Genomic DNA, 14747 nt, shown 5'->3' with positions numbered 1-14747 from the left:
AAAAAATGGATGCTAAAATTAATGATTGGGTTATTATACACAATATAGTGTTGACTCCAGAAGAAAGAGCTCCACAAGTTCCAGAGGATACTAAGAAAGTATCCTTAGAAATGTGGGTTAAAGGGTTTATACAAAAGGATGCCTCTATAGGTGATTTAGTAGAAGTTAAAACAATTACGGGTAGACTTGTAAAAGGTAATTTACTTAAAGTAAATCCATATTATACTCATGATTATGGTAAATGTATACCTGAGTTACTCCAAATAGGAATACAGGCTAAAGAAATATTATTTGGAGGTGTATATAATGAATAATGCAGCATCAATGAAAAATATGAGCTATCAAGCTGTCATGGGAAGAAACAATGAAATAATGAAAAACGCAATTGGATTGGATTACTCATCTTTTGAACAAGAAGGAATAGGATTTGACTATGAAAAAATGATGGGTGAAACAGGATATACATTACAAGATATTGAAGCAATTCAATCACAATATGCTGTTGGAAATACTCCTATAATAGAACTTAAAAATTTAACTAAGTTGGCCAGAAGATGTGCTCCAGAAGGTAAAGGTGCTAGAATATTTGTAAAAGATGAAGCAATGAATGCATCTGGTAGTTTTAAAGCAAGAAGAGCAGCTACTGCAGTATATCATGCTAAAAAAATGGGATATAAAGGTGTAATAGCAGCTACTAGTGGTAACTATGGAGCAGCTGTAGCATCTCAGGCAGCAATGCAGGGTTTAAAATGTATAATAGTTCAAGAATGTTATGATTCTAATGGTCTAGGTCAACCTGAGATTATAGAGAAAGCAAGAAAATGTGAGGCATATGGTGCAGAAGTTATTCAATTAACTGTTGGACCAGAATTATTTTATACATTCTTAGTCCTACTAGAAGAAACAAGCTATTTTAACGCATCGTTATATTCACCATTTGGAATTGCAGGTGTAGAAACTTTAGGATATGAGCTAGCCATTCAATTTAGAGAAAAATATAAAAGAGACCCTGATGTAGTTGTTTGTACAAATGCAGGTGGAGGTAATCTCACTGGAACAGCAAGGGGACTAATAAAAGCTGGTTCTCTTAACACAAAAGTAGTTGGAGCAAGTGTTGATTTAAAAGGATTACACATGGCTAGTGATAGTCAATTTAATAAAAAATCATTTACAACAGGACATACAGGTTTTGGTATACCATTCTGTACATGGCCTGATAGGTCAGATGTACCTAGGTCTGCAGCTAGACCACTTAGATATATGGACAGATATGTGTTAGTAAAACAAGGAGAAGTTTTCTATACAACTGAATTATTGGCACAGTTGGAAGGTATAGAAAGAGGACCTGCTGGAAATACATCTTTAGCAGCAGCATTTTCCTTAGCACAAGAATTGGATGAAGATAAAGTTGTAGTAGTACAAGAGACAGAGTATACAGGTGCAGGTAAACACATATGTCCACAGCTTACATTTGCAAAAGAAAATGGAATAGATATAAAATTTGGAAATCCAAGAGAAGAAATTGCAGGAGTAAACTTAATATTACCAGAAAGACCAGAATTATTAAAATGTGTTGATATCGACATAAATAAAATAAGAAAATCATTTATAAAAAATTGTATATCTCATAATGGTATTAATAATGTTAATAGTCTAAGTAATGAAGATATAGAGTTTCTAATGAAAGAAGTAAAAAGTTCAAGAGATTTTGTTATTGATACGTTAGATAATTTATAATAATTACTATTTTTTAATTTACCATGAAATGAATAGTTGGAAAATTCACTTAAATTAATATGAATGGGGGAATGTTCATGAAAAAAAGAGAGGATGATTTTGAGGTTAGAAGAAAACATCTTCAGAAATTGAGCGATGATGAGTTAAAAGAAAGATTTTGGAGTTTAGCTGCCCAGATAGTAGAACCAATGATAGACCTTGGCAAAAAGAATACAACGCCATCAATAGAAAGGTCTGTTTTGTTAAGAATGGGATTTTCTTCTCTTGAGGTAAAACCTATTTTAGAAGGTGTTATGGAAAGAGGTCTTATAGGTAAGGGAGCAGGGCATGTAGTTTATAAGCTTGCTAAATCTAAAAATATATCAGTTAGAGAAGCTGGTTTATTATTAGTTAATGGTGAATATTGGGATGAAGTTACATGTTTATTTAGAGAAGGGGTAGAATCATGTTAAAGGAAAATAAAAAATTAGATATAGACTATATATTAAAAGATTTGGATAAATATAAACCAAAAAGAAGAGGTTGGGTTTGGAGAGAACACTTGGAAAATCTTGAAATGGGACCTTTTGAATATAAAGACTGTACAAAACCTTTAAAGAAGAGTGTAGGGTTACCATCATCTAAATATTTTAATAATATAGACCCTCAACCAAGCCCAATTATTACTACTGAAATAGCTTCTGGAAGATTTGAAGATGATATAAGAAGAATGAGGATGGCAGCTCATCACGGTGCTGACCACTTAATGGTCATTAGAACTGCTGGGCAATCACATTTTGACGGACTTATAGAAGGAACCCCTCAAGGTATAGGAGGTGTTCCAATAACAAGAAAACAAGTAAGAGCTCAAAGAAAAGCTCTTGACTTTATAGAAGAAGAAGTTGGTAGACCTATTAATTACCATTCATATGTAAGTGGTGTTGCGGGTCCTGAAGTAGCAGTAATGTTTGCTGAAGAAGGGGTCAATGGAGCACATCAAGACCCACAATATAATGTTCTATATAGAAATATAAACATGGTAAGATCTTTTGTAGATGCTTGTGAAGCTAAGCAAATAATGGCTTTTGCAAATATAGCTCAAATAGATGGAGCACATAATGCTAATGCTACTGCTAGAGAAGCATGGAAGGTAATGCCTGAACTTATGGTTCAACACGCTTTAAATTCTATATTTTCAGAAAAAATAGGAATAGATAAAAGTAATATATGCTTATCAACAGTGCCACCAACAGCCCCTCCAGCACCATGTTTAAGAATAGACTTACCTTATGCTGTTGCACTTAGAGAATTATTTAGTGATTATAAGATGAGAGCTCAAATGAATACTAAATATATGGAATCATCAACTAGAGAAGCAACAGTTACTCATGTATTAAATTTATTAACATCAGTCTTAACTAGAGCTGACATACAATCAACTATAACACCTGACGAAGGTAGAAATGTACCTTGGCATATATACAACATAGAAGCATGTGATACAGCAAAGCAAGCTTTAGTTGGCATGGATGGTCTTATGGATATGATAGAACTTAAGGATGTTGGAGAATTAAGATACAAAGCAAGAGAGCTTAAAGAAAGAGCTGTACTATATATGGAAGAAATCTTTGAAGTTGGAGGATATTTTGAATCAGTAGAACAAGGATTTTTCGTTGACTCAGGAAATTATCCAGAAAGAAATGGTGATGGTATATCTAGAAAAATAAAAGGCGGAGTTGGTGAGGGTACTGTTTATGAAAGAGATAAAGATTATTTAGCACCTGTAACTGCTCACTTTGGATACAATAATGTAGCTCAATATGATGAAACAGCTATAGATAATCCATCAATATTAATAGATGGATGTACATTTGAAAATCCAGACAAAATAATATATATCGATGAACTTGATGATTTTGATAATGTAGAAAATAGACTAAAAGAATCAGAGGAATACAGAGGTGGAACTAAAATCAAACCTGAAATGGAATGGTGTGCAGATGGAATTGTGATGATAACAATGATGCTTCCTACTGATAAAAGAACAGCTGAGTTTGCAGCATTGGAATTTGTCAAAAAAATGAATTTACAAGAAGTTGAAGTTATAAGTAGAGAAGTTATGCATGAATCTGAAGGCACTAGGATAGAAGTGAAGGGAAGAGTTCCATTTGATATAGATTTAAATGACTTAGTAATACCAGAAGAACCTAAAGTACTAACTGATGAAGAAATAAGAGCAGATATAGAAGAAAAGCCTATGAAAATAGTTTCAGCTACAGTTGGAGAAGACGAACACTCAGTTGGTTTAAGAGAAATAATAGATATAAAACATGGTGGTATTGAAAAATATGGTATAGAATGTCATTACTTGGGAACTTCTGTACCTGTAGAAAAATTAGTAGATGCAGCAATAGAGCTAAATGCAGATGCAATACTTGCATCTACAATAATAAGTCATGATGATATTCATTATAAAAATATGAAGAAATTACACGATTATTGTGTAGAAAAAGGTATAAGAGATAAAGTAATGATTGCTTGTGGAGGAACACAGGTAACACCTGAAATAGCCATTGAACAAGGAATAGATGCTGGATTTGGAAGAAACAGCAAAGGTATACATGTAGCCACTTTCTTAGTTGAAAAAAGAAGAGAAATGAATAATAAATAATGGAGAATAAAAAAGTTTCTTTAAAAATAGATGTGTTGGTAGCTGAAATAGGAAGTACTACCACTGTGGTAAACGCTTTCCATAATATTGATTCTGATAATCCTGTATTTTCGGGTCAAGGTCAGGCTCCAACAACAGTGTTTGAAGGTGGCGATGTAAGAAATGGCTTATCAGGTGCTATTAAAGATTTAGCTAATAAATTATCTGTAGATGATATAAAGTATAATGATATGTTTGCAACTTCTAGTGCAGCTGGTGGATTAAAAATGACTGTTCATGGATTAGTGTATGATATGACAGTAAAAGCAGCTAAAGAAGCTGCTCTAGGAGCTGGAGCTGTTATTCGTCAAGTAACATCAGGTAGAATTAAAAGAACTGATTTAAAGAAAATAAAAGAAATAAATCCCAACATAATTTTAATAGCTGGTGGAGTTGACTATGGAGAAAGAGATACAGCTATTTATAATGCTGAAATGATAGCTTCTATGAGTTTAGGTATACCAGTTATATATGCTGGTAATGTTGAAAATCAAGAAGAAGTAAGGTTAATATTTGAAGATACGAATTATAAGCTTTATATAACAGAAAATGTATACCCTAAAATAGATTTATTGAATATAGAACCTACAAGAAAAATCATTCAAGGTGTGTTTGAAGACCACATAACTACAGCGCCAGGAATGAGGTATATCAAAGAAATGGTTAATGAAAATATTACCCCAACTCCAGGGGCTGTAATGGAAGCTTCTAAACTTTTATATAAAAATATTGGAGATTTATTAACTCTAGATGTAGGTGGAGCAACTACTGATGTGCATTCTGTTACATATGGGAGTGACTATATTAATAAAATATTAGTTAATCCTGAACCTGTAGCTAAGAGAAGTGTTGAGGGAGATTTAGGTGTATATGTAAATATGAAAAATATAGTAGAAGTTATAGGCAAAGAAAATTTACAAAATGAATTATCTATAGATATTGATAAAGTAATAGATAATTATCCACCAATACCAAAATCAAAAGAAGAAATATTATTTGTGGAGAGATTGACAAAAGAAGCTGTTATTAAAGCTATGTTAAGGCATTCAGGGAAAATAAGAAATATTTATGGAACAACTGGAAAAACCAAAATTGCAGAAGGAAAAGATTTAACAGAAGTAAGATATATAGTGGGTACAGGGGGAGCACTTACTAGGCTCCCTAGTAGAATTAAAATATTAGATGGTATAACTAAATACAATAAAAATAAAGAATTACTATTTCCAAAGGAAAAAACAAAGATATTGATAGATAATGACTATATTATGGCATCTATGGGGGTTTTATCTAAAAAATACGAAGAAGCATCTCTTAAGCTCCTACTAAAAAGTTTAAACTTCAAGGAGGAAGGACTATGTACCCTAGATTAGAAATAGATATAGAAAAATTAAGACATAATGCTAAAGTAATTTTACAGAGTTGTCATGAAAGAAACATTAAAGTATCTTTCGTAACTAAATCATTTTGTGCACGAAAAGAAATAGTAGAAGCAGTATATAATGAAGGAATAGATCATATAGCAGATTCAAGAATACAAAACTTAAAAAAGTTACAAAATATAAATTTACCTAAAATACTAATTAGAATACCCATGATAAGTGAACTAGAAGAAGTTATCAATTATTGTGATATAAGTTTTAACTCAGAATTAGAAACTATAAAGAAATTAAATGAATTATGTGAAAGTAAAAATATTATTCATAATATAGTTCTTATGTTTGACTTAGGAGATTTACGAGAAGGGTATTTTTATGAAGAAGACCTCTTTAATAGTATAAAAGAGATAGTAAAACTAAAAAATATTAAAATAATTGGTATAGCTACAAACTTAACTTGTTATGGAGCTATTATACCATCTAAAGAAAATACAGGTAGGCTAGTAAGTATAGCTCAAAAGATAGAAGGTAAATTTGGAATAAATCTAGAAATAGTATCAGGAGGTAATTCAAGTTCTATACATTTAATGACAAGTAATAATATGCCAGAAGGTATTAATAATTTGAGAATAGGTGAATCTATTTTACTTGGTAGAGAAACGGCATACGGTAAAAATATAAATGGGACATATCAAGATGTATTCAAATTAATATGTCAAATAGTTGAATGTAAAGAAAAACCATCAGTTCCTATTGGAGAAATAGGAGTTGATGCGTTTAGAAATAAACCTGTTTATGAAGATAAAGGAATCTTAAAAAGGGCAATTATAGCCATAGGTAAACAGGACATAAATATTGACTCTTTAATTCCAATAGACACTGATATAGAGATATTAGGGGCAAGTTCAGACCACATGATATTAGATGTAAGTAATACAAAATGTGATTATAAATTAGGCGACAATGTAGATTTTTTATTAACTTATGGAGGTATCATGTCATCTAGTACAAGCGAATATGTTTCAAAGAAAATTATAGTATAGTGTTCAAATAATTAGGAGGAAATTATTTTATGAAAGAGCGAGAATGTAGAAAAGCAAATCTGTTTGATGCAATGATACCAATTACTTGCTTGATATTATTTTTAAGTTTAGGGGTATTAATGTATGGCTCATCACCTCATGTACCACTAATAGGAGCTGCAGCAGTAGCAGGCCTTGTAGCTGTATATAGGCTTGGATTTAAATGGAAAGACCTAGAATTAAGTATGTTTAATAGTATAAAGATGGCAATGCAAGCAATCTTAATCATAATTATAATAGGTGTGCTTATAGGAACTTGGATAGTAAGTGGAGTAGTTCCATGTATGATTTACTGGGGGCTAAAAATTTTATCACCAAATATTTTTTTAGTAGCATCCACATTAGTCTGCTCAATAGTGTCTCTTGCAACAGGGTCATCTTGGAGTACAATGGGTACAGTAGGCGTGGCACTTTTAGGAATTGGGCAAAGTTTAGGTATGCCAACTGGATTAATAGTGGGTTCTATAATATCTGGAGCTTACTTTGGAGATAAACTATCACCTTTATCTGAAACGACTAACTTAGCACCAGCAATGGCAGGAACAGATTTGTTTACACATATAAAATATATGTTATATTCAACTATACCATCATTATTAATTTGCTTAGTAATTTATGGTGTAATCGGAATGAAGTATTCAGGTCAAGCATTAGATATAAAACAGATAGAGCTAATTAGGTCTACATTAGATTCTACATTTAATACTTTATCACCAGTATTATTATTAGCTCCAGCAATAGTAATTGGATTGGTTATATTCAAAGTTCCTGCTATACCAGGGCTTATAGTAGGTGCCGTATTAGGAGTATTGTTTGCAGTAGTTTTCCAAGGAGAATCTATGAATGTAATATTAGATGCAGCACAAAATGGATATGTTTCATCAACACAAGTAGAAGAGGTAGATGCTTTATTGTCTAAAGGTGGGATTATGAATATGATGTCTACTGTATCTTTAACAATATGTGCCTTATCTCTTGGAGGTATTTTAGAAAAAACAGGCATGCTTGAAGCAGTAGCTTCTTCTTTACTAAGGTTAGCAAAGGGTGTATTTGGAACAGTATTATGTACAATGGTAACTTGCACAGTTACTAACATAATAGCAGGAGAACAATACTTGTCTATAGTTATACCAGGAAGAATGTATAATAAGGAATATAAAAAGAGAGGTATACATCCTAAGATGTTATCAAGAGCTTTAGAAGATAGTGGAACTTTAAGTTCTCCATTGGTACCATGGAATACATGTGGAGCGTATATAACAGCAACATTAGGTGTATCTGCATTAACGTATGGTCCATATGCATTATTAAATATCATAAATCCATTGGTATCTCTAGCATTAATTGCATGTAAGTTTAAAATAGCAAAAATAGAAGATGAACCTGAAACTTGTTTGAATTTTGATGTTTGATTATAGTATTTGATATATGTTACTTATTAGAAAAAATAAAGGCCTAAACTTTGTGTAAATAATAAAGTTTAGGTCTTTATTAACTTTTTCTATAGATTTTAAATAAAAAAGAATGTCAAGCAATCTATAAAATATTACTGAATTTTTTCTCTTGGAACATATAATTTTGAATCTTCTGACTTATCTTTGCACTCACATTCAATTTTTTTGTTTTTTTTCATAAGTACATATAAAGGTGCTATCAATAACATTGCTCCTAATCCTATCAAAACTCTATTTTGAGTTATAGGTTTTGACATATCTTCAACCCAAGCTTGTTGTAACAACCATATACTACCTAATATAGCTACTGTTGGTATAACAGGGCCAAAAGGAATTTTAAATGAAGCCTGGATATCTGCTCTTTTTCTTAAAACTATTACTGCTAAACAAGTTGGTATGTATTGAGCAAATCTGGCAATTACACTCATTACTGCAAGCTGTTCAAAACTTCCAGTTAATACAAGTGGTATGCAGAAGATTAAAGATATTATTATTGCTACATATGGAGCATCATATTTATTTGTTTTTCCTATAAATGCTGGAAGAGAGCCTTCTTCTGCTAGAGCAGAACCACACTTGGGAGTTACTATTGAAGAACCTATATTTATTCCAAATATAGATATTAATGTTGCTACAGATATAAATACTTTACCATAATTGCCTAAAAATACGCTTGAAGCGTCTGCGATTGGAATACTATTTTCAAATAATTTGTCTCCAAGTATACCCATACAGACAACTTGAATTAAGATATAAATTATTGCACATATAAATATTGTAGTTATTAATGCTATTGGAAGATTTTTTTTAGGATTATCCATTTCTCCACTTGCTACAACAAATGATTCAAATCCAGTAAACGCGTAAAATACTAATATTATAGCTGGTCCTATACTAGAATTTACAACATTGCCTGAAGGAACAACATTACCAAATTTTATAAAGAATATTCCTACTATTACAAAAACTATTAATGGTACTAATTTAGCTATGGTTATTACATTATTCATTATCTTTGTACTTTTAATTCCAAATAAGCTGTTTATTGAAAGTAATGTTACTAATGCCACTGCGATATATCCTTTATATTCAGTAGCAGCTTCTGGCCAAAATGCACCTAAAGCTGTTGCAAATCCTACTGCTAGTGTAGACCATGATATGATTCTAATAACCCAAGACATTGTACCAACTTCAAAACCTATAAAATCACCAAATGCCTTTTTGGAGTATAAATATGCACCTCCATTTTTGTCAAACATACTTCCAGCCTCTGCAAAACATAAAAGTATTGATAGAACCAGAAGTGTAGCAAAAATATATATAAATATACTATTTTGGCTCGCTAGATTGTAAACTTTACCTGGTAGTAAGAATATACCTGAACCTATGATACTATTAATTCCTAATAATATCATACTAAATAACCCTAATTTTTTAGCTTTTTCCATATTAATTTATCTCCTATTCTTTTATTAATTACCATATTAATTAAAATATAAAGTATTCATTACATGCATCATAACTCCTATTGGAAGACAATCCTCATCTACATTAAATTTAGAGGTATGAAGAGGTGAAGTCAGTCCTTTTTCCTCGTTTTTGCACCCTAAATGGAAGAATGCTCCTTTGCAATGTTCTGTATAAAAAGAAAAATCTTCACCACCTAATGAAGGGTTTGCTCTCAGTATAAATTTTTCTTCTCCAAGTAATTCCTTAGTACTTGAAATAACAGTATCTACTAATTCCCTTTCATTTATAACAGCAGGGTAATTTTCATCGCTCACGTGTAATGTTCCAATACATCCAAATGCAGATGCTGTATCTTCAACAATTTTAGTAATCTTATTAATTACAAAATCTCTTGTCTCACTATTTAAAGTTCTCAATGTACCCTCTAATTTTACATCTTCACATATTACATTATGTGCATCACCACCATATATTTTGCCTATAGTCAAAACTGCAGCATTATTTGGTTCTAGGTTTCTACTTATTATGGTTTGTAGTGATGTAACAATTTGTGAAGCTGTGACTATTGCATCAATACCATTTTCAGGATACGCACCATGAGCTCTTTTACCCTTAACACTTATTTCTATAGTATCAACACTTGCATTTAATGTGTCGTATTTCGTTTCAATAAATCCTGTTTTAATGTGTGGCATGACATGAAGCCCAAATATATAATCAGCTTTAGGGTTTTCTAAACACCCATCCTCAACCAAGAACTTTGCTCCACCAAAACCTTCTTCTGCTGGTTGAAATAAAAATTTTACATTTACATTTAGATTATCTTTCATTGAATAGAGTACTTTGCATGCTCCAAGTAACATTGTTGTATGCGCATCATGACCACAAGCGTGCATTTTTCCATTATGTATTGATTTATAAGGTATATCGTTTTCTTCTTCTATAGGAAGCGCATCCATATCTGCTCTTATACAAATAGTTTTATCTGCATTTTCTTTTAAAATGTATGCCATAATTCCATTGTGTTTTGTAAATTCCATATAATCAATTCCTATTTCTTTTAAATAAGAAATGACTTTTTGTTTTGTAAGATTTTCCTCAAGAGCTAATTCTGGTATTCTATGTAATTCTCTTCTAACATCTATTAACCAAGGTTTTATAGAATTACAACTTTCTATTACAAAATCTTTTTCTAATTCTTTAACTTGATTTTTTAATTTTAAAGCTGGTTGCATTTTTATTCCTCCAATTACTTTTTATTGTCTTGTTAATATAGTCAAGCAATTATTATGCCATGTTTTTTTACTTAAGAATTTTGTTTTTTATAAAAATATTGAATAAAAAAAATCATTACATTGTATGAAAAGTATGAAAAATAAATATTATATTGCAATTTTCAGTAAAAAATTTTGTTTTGGATAAAGATTGCACTATATATGAGTATTTATAAAAAAAATAGGAAAATTGTTATTTATCCTATTCCTATTAATTCCTATTAATTAGATAAAAATAGACTATAATTTTGATGTATTTAGCAAACAAAAAAATCTACTAAGGAGACAAACTATTCCCTAATAGATTTTTTATTTAATAGTTGATAAACTTATAGAGTTTCATACTTTAATTTACTATAAAAGATTTCTCCTTTTTGAGTTATTTTACTTCCATATCTTCCCGAATTACAAATTATAAATTCTTCTTTTTTTAGATATTCAAATATTTTTTTTATTTTACCTTCAGTAATTTGAATATTTTTATCTAGTAATCTTTGCAAAATTAGTCCTCTACCAATACCAACATCTGATTCTTTATTTAAAATCAACAATTCTAGTATATTTAAAATATCATTTTTATTATACTTTAGTTTTAATGGGGAATTCTTATTATCTAAAGTCCTTAAGTTTGGAGGTAAGTCCTTTTCAAGTACAATATCATCACACATAATATTTAAGTAAGATGTTACATTTTGGAGTTCTCTTATATTACCTTTCCATTTATAGTTTTGTATAAGTTCTTTTGCCTCTGGTGTAATCAATAACTTTTTATTAATTAAATCTTCCATAATAATTAAGATATCTTCTTTTCTCTCCCTTAAAGGAAGTATATTTATTGGAATTGTATTTAATCTATAATATAAATCCTCTCTAAATCTACTATTATCAATCATTTGTTCTAGGTTTTTATTAGTAGCTGATATGATTCTAACATCTATGTTAATTATATTATGAGAACCAACAGGCATTATTTGTTTTTCTTGGAGAACTCTAAGTAGCTTTGTTTGTAGTTCTAAGGGCATGTCGCCAATTTCATCTAAGAATATAGTTCCATTATTTGCTAATTCAAATAATCCCTGTTTTCCTTCTTTTAGCCCCCCAGTAAAAGTACCTTTATCATATCCAAATAACTGACTTTCTAGTAAGTTTTCAGGAACAGCTGCGCAATTTACTGCTATAAATGGCTGATTTTTTCTAGTTGAATTATTGTGTATAGATTGGGCTATGAGTTCTTTACCAGTTCCACTTTCACCTCTAATAAGTATACTTAAATCAGATTTAGAAACTTTTTTAGCTAAATCTATGCATTCAAGCATCTTTGGGCTATTTGTTTTTATATCTTTGAATGTATATTTCGCTATTTGCCCTTTTTCTCTTAATTTTTTAGTTAAATTTTGTTCCAGCTTTTTTATGTATGTTATTTCTTGTAAACTGTAATATGTACCCATTTTTTCATCTTTATTGTATATGTTTTTTTTATTTACATTTATATACTTTTTATCAAATATAATAACCTTGTCCAATATCTCTTTTTCATTTAATAAAACCTTTAAACTATCTATAAACACTTCTTGAATATATTTACCATAGATATCCTCTTTTATGTTTAAGATGTCTTTTACTTTACTATTATATGTATTTATTACACCATCTTTTGAAGTAAATAATATTCCATCTTTTGATAAGTTCAATATTGTATCTAATTCTTCTATCTTTAAAAACAGTTCTTTATATTTATCTTTTATACCTGTGTCTAAACTTATTATTTCTTCTGAGTATTTAACCAGATTAGATTGTATTTCTTTTGAGTCGATTTGTAATAAGTTTATTATTTCTATAAAGGTAGAAATATCTATATATCTATGACCTAAATCAAAAATATCTGAGATAGAACTAGGGACTTTTTCTGGAACTCCTGGAGTTATAGCTATCTTTATATCTTTATAATTATTTTCGTTCATATATGGAACTGGTCTAATATTAGTTACTCCAATCTTATAAAATAAGCTTATAGTCTCTAAAGTAGTTTCATCAGAATCATTTACAATTAAAGCATTTGTACCTTGTGGTAAGGATAATAAATCATATACTTTATCTTCCTTAAAAGTTCTTCTTATTACAATAACTTTTTTCTTGTCTAATATATTATTTATAATTTTGTCTAATCTTTCTACAGACATTACCAATATTACATCATCATTTATAATATCATCATTATTTATTTCATCTATAAAGTATCTGTTAATTTTTATGTAATCTCCAAAAACTAACTTTAAGTTATTTTCCAAAAAATCTATTAAATCTTTTCTGCTATCATTTACTAAAGCTACTGATTTTTTCATTGATTTCTCCTTATTTATATAATAAATAGTTTTTAATAATATTTACAGGAAGGTTATTTCCATAATCAATATATCTTATTGTATCTAAAATTGTACAAAACTTATATAATATTAATACTTAAACTATTAAACATTATTAATACTATAAAATAATTTAATTTTAATATCTTTTTTATATAACATCAATAACTTTATATCTAACCTTTTAAATTTAATAGCGTTTTATACAAAAAAGAAGGTGCCTAGATATGATTTTTTGAGAATCATACATAGAAACCTTCTTCCTTATAATTAAATCTTGTCACCAAATCCCCCTAATTGTTGCTTAAAATTCAAAATGTATGTATATTTTTCATTTCTATTCGATTAAATTATAATATACATCTAAAAAATTTATTTTAACAAATTCTATTGATAATACAATTTCATAAATATAGAATTATATTAAAATAAATAATATATGAAAATATATATGTATAAGTTTATTCTGCTTGAGTAGAATAGATTTGTCAAGATTAATTTAATTGTTATATTATCTTTTGTTAAAAATTAATCTAAATTAAAATATATAAATAGAATATTTTATACAATATATCATAAAAGGAGAATTTAATGAAAGCAGAAGAGACGAGCATATACCCAATTATTAAAAATAATTTAAATCAAGTATCCATTGTTGAATATAAAAAAGGGCAAAGATTTGTAGCATCAGATGAAGATTTGCAAGAAGTCTTTTTTATAATAGAGGGAGTTGCATTAGTAGAATGTTCCACTAGAGGAGGAAATAAATTTCTTGTTGATATTGTGCCAGAAAATGAATTTATAGGTAAAATTAGTTATATATATGAACATAACTTGAAATGTGATATATTTGCAAAAACTAATATAAGATTATTTAGATTTAAAAAAGATGTATTTGATGAGTTATACCTTAAAAGAGATTTTATTGAATTATTTCACAGTAAATGTACAAGAAGAATATATGAGTTGTACAAAACTAGAATGGTAAGAGAATTATTTTCTTGTACAGAAGTTATTGCTTATTGTATCTTAAAAAAACAAGAGCATAGTATATGTAAAGCAAAGCATATTCGTAACTTTAGTGAAATTTATTCAATCAGTAGAAAGAGTAGATACCACTCCCTATTGAATTTAATTGAAAAGGGTATAATTAAAAAAATAGATAGCACATATGAAGTTTTGAATTATGATAAATTACATAGATTAGCCTTTGAAGTAAAGGAATTTTTAGAAGATAAATAGTTATTAATATTATTGTTATTTAATTAAAATATAATATAATAATTTATATAAAAAATAAAA

At 29.2% G+C, this 14747-nt stretch carries 11 protein-coding genes; 8 read left to right on the top strand and 3 right to left on the bottom strand.

The annotated features are described in order from the left end of the window. Positions 1–5: 5 nt before the first annotated feature. The 7 genes from ortA (at position 6) to nhaC (ending at position 8296) form a co-directional block, all read left to right on the top strand. Positions 6–314 (top strand): 2-amino-4-oxopentanoate thiolase subunit OrtA, encoded by a 309-nt coding sequence (ortA, locus tag IC218_RS15955; protein WP_227434574.1) that lies wholly within the window; start codon positions 6–8, stop codon positions 312–314. After that, the gene (gene ortB, locus IC218_RS15950; protein WP_227824875.1) at positions 307–1737 is read left to right on the top strand and encodes a 2-amino-4-oxopentanoate thiolase subunit OrtB; all 1431 of its coding nucleotides are present in this window, start codon (positions 307–309) and stop codon (positions 1735–1737) included. The genes ortA and ortB overlap by 8 nt, the downstream gene beginning before the upstream one ends. Before the next feature lie 77 nt (positions 1738–1814). Beyond that, the gene (locus IC218_RS15945; protein ID WP_227434576.1) at positions 1815–2189 is read left to right on the top strand and encodes an ornithine aminomutase subunit alpha; all 375 of its coding nucleotides are present in this window, start codon (positions 1815–1817) and stop codon (positions 2187–2189) included. Further along, a complete protein-coding gene (gene oraE / locus IC218_RS15940; RefSeq protein WP_227824874.1) occupies positions 2183–4387 on the top strand; it encodes a D-ornithine 4,5-aminomutase subunit OraE in 2205 nt (734 codons plus the stop codon). Before IC218_RS15945 ends, oraE begins: the two co-directional genes overlap by 7 nt. After that, a complete protein-coding gene (locus IC218_RS15935; protein WP_227824873.1) occupies positions 4387–5796 on the top strand; it encodes a GlmL-related ornithine degradation protein in 1410 nt (469 codons plus the stop codon). Before oraE ends, IC218_RS15935 begins: the two co-directional genes overlap by 1 nt. After that, on the top strand, positions 5781–6845 hold the full coding sequence (gene orr / locus IC218_RS15930) for an ornithine racemase Orr (protein WP_227483545.1): 1065 nt from the start codon (positions 5781–5783) through the stop codon (positions 6843–6845). The genes IC218_RS15935 and orr overlap by 16 nt, the downstream gene beginning before the upstream one ends. A gap of 29 nt (positions 6846–6874) precedes the next feature. Beyond that, positions 6875–8296 (top strand): Na+/H+ antiporter NhaC, encoded by a 1422-nt coding sequence (nhaC, locus tag IC218_RS15925; RefSeq protein ID WP_227434580.1) that lies wholly within the window; start codon positions 6875–6877, stop codon positions 8294–8296. Positions 8297–8430: 134 nt separating this feature from the next. On the opposite strand, the gene IC218_RS15920 is transcribed toward nhaC, so the two are convergent. From IC218_RS15920 to IC218_RS15910, 3 genes are all read right to left on the bottom strand, one after another. Continuing rightward, positions 8431–9786 (bottom strand): APC family permease, encoded by a 1356-nt coding sequence (locus IC218_RS15920; RefSeq protein ID WP_227434581.1) that lies wholly within the window; start codon positions 9784–9786, stop codon positions 8431–8433. 36 nt (positions 9787–9822) lie between these two features. Continuing rightward, on the bottom strand, positions 9823–11043 hold the full coding sequence (locus tag IC218_RS15915; protein WP_227434582.1) for a M20 metallopeptidase family protein: 1221 nt from the start codon (positions 11041–11043) through the stop codon (positions 9823–9825). 368 nt (positions 11044–11411) lie between these two features. Next, positions 11412–13424 carry a sigma-54 interaction domain-containing protein gene (locus IC218_RS15910; RefSeq protein ID WP_227824872.1) on the bottom strand — a complete coding sequence of 671 codons (2013 nt, stop codon included), beginning with the start codon at positions 13422–13424 and terminating at the stop codon, positions 11412–11414. A gap of 612 nt (positions 13425–14036) precedes the next feature. Between IC218_RS15910 and IC218_RS15905 the strand changes: the two genes are divergently transcribed. Then, a complete protein-coding gene (locus IC218_RS15905; RefSeq protein ID WP_227434583.1) occupies positions 14037–14687 on the top strand; it encodes a Crp/Fnr family transcriptional regulator in 651 nt (216 codons plus the stop codon). Positions 14688–14747: the final 60 nt, after the last annotated feature.

The sequence above is a fragment of the Clostridioides sp. ES-S-0005-03 genome, from assembly GCF_020658455.1.
In the GTDB taxonomy this organism is placed as follows: Bacteria; Bacillota; Clostridia; order Peptostreptococcales; family Peptostreptococcaceae; genus Clostridioides.
Note: the sequence above shows the minus strand (reverse complement) of the source record. Positions and strands in the feature narration are given on the sequence as shown.

Excerpts from the sequence above, each read along its gene's own strand:
- ortA (WP_227434574.1), top strand. The coding sequence starts at position 6 with ATGGATGCTAAAATTAATGATTGGGTTATTATACACAATATAGTGTTG.
- ortB (WP_227824875.1), top strand. The coding sequence starts at position 307 with ATGAATAATGCAGCATCAATGAAAAATATGAGCTATCAAGCTGTCATG.
- IC218_RS15945 (WP_227434576.1), top strand. The coding sequence starts at position 1,815 with ATGAAAAAAAGAGAGGATGATTTTGAGGTTAGAAGAAAACATCTTCAG.
- oraE (WP_227824874.1), top strand. The coding sequence starts at position 2,183 with ATGTTAAAGGAAAATAAAAAATTAGATATAGACTATATATTAAAAGAT.
- IC218_RS15935 (WP_227824873.1), top strand. The coding sequence starts at position 4,387 with ATGGAGAATAAAAAAGTTTCTTTAAAAATAGATGTGTTGGTAGCTGAA.
- orr (WP_227483545.1), top strand. The coding sequence starts at position 5,781 with ATGTACCCTAGATTAGAAATAGATATAGAAAAATTAAGACATAATGCT.
- nhaC (WP_227434580.1), top strand. The coding sequence starts at position 6,875 with ATGAAAGAGCGAGAATGTAGAAAAGCAAATCTGTTTGATGCAATGATA.
- IC218_RS15920 (WP_227434581.1), bottom strand. The coding sequence starts at position 9,786 with ATGGAAAAAGCTAAAAAATTAGGGTTATTTAGTATGATATTATTAGGA.
- IC218_RS15915 (WP_227434582.1), bottom strand. The coding sequence starts at position 11,043 with ATGCAACCAGCTTTAAAATTAAAAAATCAAGTTAAAGAATTAGAAAAA.
- IC218_RS15910 (WP_227824872.1), bottom strand. The coding sequence starts at position 13,424 with ATGAAAAAATCAGTAGCTTTAGTAAATGATAGCAGAAAAGATTTAATA.
- IC218_RS15905 (WP_227434583.1), top strand. The coding sequence starts at position 14,037 with ATGAAAGCAGAAGAGACGAGCATATACCCAATTATTAAAAATAATTTA.